Below are 4,564 nucleotides of genomic sequence, written 5' to 3' on the forward strand. Positions count from 1 at the left end.
CCGCGGCGCCGCATCGCGGCCGGAGGCCGCTCCCACAAGCTCCTTTCAGGCCCGTCAGCCGCGACGAGACCGCGGCAGCGCGCGGCCCGTCGCGGCTGAAGCCGCTCCCACAGCCGCTCCAGGCGCGGTAATGGAACACTCATGGCGCCTTGAACCGCTCCAACTGCCGCCGGTCGCGCTTGGTCGGGCGTTCGCCGACCTGGTCCTGGGGGCCGGCCTCGCGGCGTTGGCGCAGTTGTTCAAGGCGCCGCGCCAGGCTGGCCTCGTCCTCCGTGTACAGGAGCGCGGCCTCGGCGGCCGGGCGGCGTTGCAGCGTGACCGCCAGGACCTCGACCTCCCAGGCCAGCGACTCTTTGTGGATGGAGATCCGCGCGCCGGGTCGGATGCCCCGCCCGGGTTTGGCCCGGTGACCGTCGACCTGGACCTTGCCGCCGGCGATGGCCTCCACCGCCAGGTGGCGGGTCTTGAAAAAACGCGCCGCCCACAGCCATTTATCCAGGCGGACCTCGGGCGCCGCTGCGGGCGCCGTCATCGCCCGAGCAGGGGGTCCAGTGCCCCGTCGGCGTCGAGTTCGGCCAGCTCGGCGTAGCCGCCGATGTGGCGGTCGTCGATGAAGACCTGGGGCACGCTGCGGCTGCCGCTGCGCTCGATCATCTGTCGTTCCTGCTCGGGGTCGCGGTCCACCGGGATCTCGGTGAAGTCGATGCCCCGGCGCTGGAGCAGCTTCCGGGCGCGGGAGCAGTAGCTGCAGGGTGTTTTTGTGTACATCAGGACTTGGGGCATCGTCGCTCTCTCGTGCTTGCCGCGGCCCGCGCCGCGCGCGCGGTCGGCCGCCGGGATCATGTTTTGTGTTTGCCTTTGAATCAAATGGCCGTCGCCGGAATACAATCGACGCTATCCGCAGGAGACCCCTGCCATGGCCCACCGAGAGCAGCATGTACCGAGATGCCCCGCACCCGATCCGTCTGGAGGACTATCGCCCGCCCGAGTTCCTGATCGACCGGGTGGACCTGCGCTTCGACCTGGACCCGGACCTGACCCGGGTCGTCGCCGACCTGCACATGCGCCGCAACCCGGCCGCGACCCGCGGGGACGGCAGCCTGACGCTGCACGGGGAGCAGTTGGAACTGGACCGGGTCAGCATCGATGGGTATCCCCTGACCCCCGCCGAGTATCGGGTCGACGCCGAGTCCCTGACCCTGCAGCGGGTGCCGGACCGCTTCCTGCTGCAGACCTGGGTCCACATCCACCCGGCCCGCAACACGGCCCTGGAGGGACTCTACCAGTCCGGCGAGATGTTGTGCACCCAGTGCGAGGCGGAGGGGTTTCGGCGCATCACCTATTTTCTGGACCGCCCGGACGTCATGGCCCGTTACGGGGTCACCCTGGCGGCCGACCGGGGGCGCTTTCCGGTGCTGCTGTCCAACGGCAATCCGGGGGCAGCGCGCGACCTGGGGGACGGCCGCCATGAGGTGCACTGGGAGGACCCCTTTCCCAAGCCCTGTTACCTGTTCGCCCTGATCGCCGGGGACCTGGGGCTGGTCGCGGACCGCTTCACGACCGCCTCCGGGCGCGAGGTGGGGCTGCGGATCTATGTGGAGCCCCACAACCTGGACCAGTGCGACCACGCCATGCGCTCGCTCAAGCGGGCCATGCGCTGGGACGAGGAGCGCTTCGGGCGCGAGTATGACCTCGATTTGTTCATGATCGTGGCCGTCAGCCACTTCAACATGGGGGCGATGGAGAACAAGGGGCTCAATGTATTCAATGACAAGTATGTCCTGGCGCGCCCGGACACGGCAACGGATCAGGACTTCGCGGGGATCGAGGGGGTCATCGCGCATGAGTATTTCCACAACTGGACGGGTAACCGCATCACCTGCCGGGACTGGTTTCAGTTGAGCCTGAAGGAGGGCTTCACCGTCTACCGCGATCAGGAGTTCTCCGCCGCCATGGGCGCGAGCGCGGTCAAGCGCATCCATGACGTGCGCGGCCTGCGCGCCCATCAGTTCGCCGAGGACGCGGGCCCCCTGGCCCACCCGGTGCGGCCCACGGCCTATATCGAGATCAACAACTTCTACACCTCGACCGTCTACGAGAAGGGGGCCGAGGTGGTGCGGATGCAGGCCAATCTGCTGGGCCCCGTGCTGTTCCGCAAGGCCACTGACCTGTATTTCACCCGCTACGATGGCCAGGCGGTGACCACCGACGACTTCGTGACCTGTATGGAGGCCGCGAGCGGCCGCGACCTCACCCAGTTCCGCCGCTGGTATGAGCAGGCCGGGACCCCCGAGCTCTGGGTCCAGGGCGACTATGACCCGGCGGAGGGCAGCTACCGCCTGCGCGTGCGCCAGCATACCCCGGCGACCCCGGGGCAGCCGCAGAAGGGGCCGCTGCACCTGCCGCTGGCCGTCGGGCTGCTCGATGCGGGCGGTCAGGAACTGCCGTTGCGCCTGAGCGACGACCCGGTCGATGCGGGCGCGGACGCGGCGCGGGTCGGCACCCGGGTGCTGGAGGTGCGCGCCGCGGTGGAGCAGTTCCGCTTCGTCGGGCTCCCCGAGCGGCCGGTGCCCTCGCTGCTGCGCGGCTTCTCGGCCCCGGTCAAGCTGCGCTTCGACTACAGCGATCAGGACCTGGAGTTCCTGATGGCGCGCGATACCGACGGCTTCGCCCGCTGGGACGCCGCCCAGACCCTGATGCAGCGGGTCTTGCTCCGCACCGTCGCGCAGCCGCAGATCCAGGTACCGGGGGCCTTCTTCGCGGCCTGCCGGCTCGCCCTGCTGGACACCGAAGGTGTCCCGGCGCTGCGCGCCGAGGTCCTGACCCTGCCCGGGGAGTCCTATCTGGCGGATCAGATGGCGGTGGTGGACGTAGACGGTATCCATGCCGCCCGGGAGCACCTGCGCCGCCGGATCGGGGAGGAATTGGGCGAGGATCTGCGCCGCGTCTACGTGGCCCAGGCCGAGACCGGCCCCTATGCCTTCACCCCCGAGGGGACCGGCCGGCGGGCACTGAAGGGCCTGGCGCTCGGGTACCTCATGGCCGGCGGGGGGCAGGACGCCATCACCCTGTGCCGCGACCAGTTCAACGCCGCACACAGCATGACGGATGTAATGGTTGCCCTGCGCCTGCTGGTCGACCACGGCGGCCCCGCCGGTGCGGCGGCGCTGGTCGAGTTCTACCGCCGCTGGTCCGCCGTGCCCCTGGTCATCGACAAGTGGTTCAGTATCCAGGCCACCAGCAGCCGGGCGGACACCCTGGAGCAGGTGGTGCACCTGATGGACCACCCGGACTTCTCCCTGCGCAACCCCAATCGCGTACGCAGCCTCATCGGCGCCTTCTGCACCGCCAACCCGGTGCGCTTCCACGCCGCCGACGGCAGCGGCTACCGCTTTCTCGCCGAGCGCGTCCTGGAACTGGACCCGCTGAACCCGCAGATCGCCTCGCGGCTGCTCAAGTCATTGATCCGCTGGCGGCGCTTCGATCCGCAGCGGCAAGGCCTGATGCGCGCGGAACTCGGGCGCGTACTCGCCGCCGAGGCCCTGTCGAAGGATGCCTATGAGGTCGCGTCCAAGGCCCTGGAGGGCGCTTAACAACGAAGTTAAGCACAGGTGCAATCGTTGTCGTTGTCGTTGTCGTTGTCGTAATCGAGGTTATCGTAGCGCCGCGCATTCTCCCGCACCCGAATTGCATCGCTTCTCCGATCACGACAACGATCACGACAACGATCACGACAACGACAACGATTACGACAACGACAACGGGTCAGGGCGCGGGCTAGTGGACAGGCCCTGGCCCGGCGCGGGGTCGGGGGCGTCGCCTTGACGAGGCGCCCGGTTCAGGCTGCGTTCAGGGTCCGCGGCCTAGTATGGGTGCCAAGCGAGGGCACTGGGCCCCGCCAGACTTCAGAGGGCAGCGACGATGAGCGAGCGATACACCCCGAGCCGATTGGCGCTGGCGGCCCTGCTGGCGGGCGCCTTGGCCCTGCCCGGGTTGGCCGTGGCGGACGGCGGGCGCGGTTGGGGCGGCGGGTCGCCGGGGGGCGCGCAGTATGGCGGCAGCCAGGGCGGCGGGCGCGATCAGGGCGGCGGACCCCGTAGCGGCGGCCAGGGCGGCGGGGGCTACCAAGGCGGTGGACCCCGTGGCGGCGGCCAGGGCGGTGGATACCGCGGCGAGCGTTATCACGGCGGCGGCTGGGGCGACGGGCCGCGATATGGCGACGACCGGCGGGGCTGGGGGCATGACCATGGACACGGCTGGGGGCGCGGCGATCGGCATCGCTGGGGTTATCGCGATGGGGGCCGGGGCGGGCGGGACGTGGTCGTGGTGGAGCGGCCGGTCTACGAGCGGCCCCATGTCCCGGTGCTTCCGCTGCCGGGGCTCTCGGTGATCCTCAACGGGCGCTGGTAGGGGCTGGCGGGCGCGGGTGCGATTAGAACTGATGTGTCAACGCACATGTCGTGGGGTACGCGATGCGTACCCTACAGCGACAGCGACCGGACGTTCTCACGGACCGGGCGTCGTTGTCGTTGTCGTAATCGTGGTCGGATTATTCGATTACGAC

The 4,564-nt window shown here is 69.5% G+C and carries 5 protein-coding genes; 3 read left to right on the top strand and 2 right to left on the bottom strand.

Annotation, left to right across the window (positions count from 1 at the left end):
• Positions 1–139: 139 nt before the first annotated feature.
• The gene (locus QZY48_RS34195) at positions 140–532 is read right to left on the bottom strand and encodes a S4 domain-containing protein (RefSeq protein WP_295439182.1); all 393 of its coding nucleotides are present in this window, start codon (positions 530–532) and stop codon (positions 140–142) included.
• The gene (gene grxC / locus QZY48_RS34200; RefSeq protein ID WP_295439184.1) at positions 529–783 is read right to left on the bottom strand and encodes a glutaredoxin 3; all 255 of its coding nucleotides are present in this window, start codon (positions 781–783) and stop codon (positions 529–531) included. The genes QZY48_RS34195 and grxC overlap by 4 nt, the downstream gene beginning before the upstream one ends.
• A gap of 152 nt (positions 784–935) precedes the next feature.
• Between grxC and pepN the strand changes: the two genes are divergently transcribed.
• The 3 genes from pepN to QZY48_RS34215 all read left to right on the top strand — a co-directional run bounded on the left by pepN (position 936) and on the right by QZY48_RS34215 (position 4,410).
• Positions 936–3,593 (top strand): aminopeptidase N, encoded by a 2,658-nt coding sequence (gene pepN / locus QZY48_RS34205; RefSeq protein ID WP_295439186.1) that lies wholly within the window; start codon positions 936–938, stop codon positions 3,591–3,593.
• A gap of 110 nt (positions 3,594–3,703) precedes the next feature.
• Complete coding sequence (locus tag QZY48_RS34210) at positions 3,704–3,781, top strand: hypothetical protein (RefSeq protein WP_295439190.1); 78 nt, start codon at positions 3,704–3,706, stop codon at positions 3,779–3,781.
• Between the two features lie 140 nt (positions 3,782–3,921).
• Positions 3,922–4,410, top strand: coding sequence for a hypothetical protein (locus tag QZY48_RS34215; RefSeq protein WP_295439188.1), 489 nt, complete (start codon positions 3,922–3,924; stop codon positions 4,408–4,410).
• The last annotated feature ends 154 nt before the right edge of the window (positions 4,411–4,564 follow it).

Source organism: uncultured Thiodictyon sp. (assembly GCF_903828115.1).
GTDB lineage: Bacteria > Pseudomonadota > Gammaproteobacteria > Chromatiales > Chromatiaceae > Thiodictyon.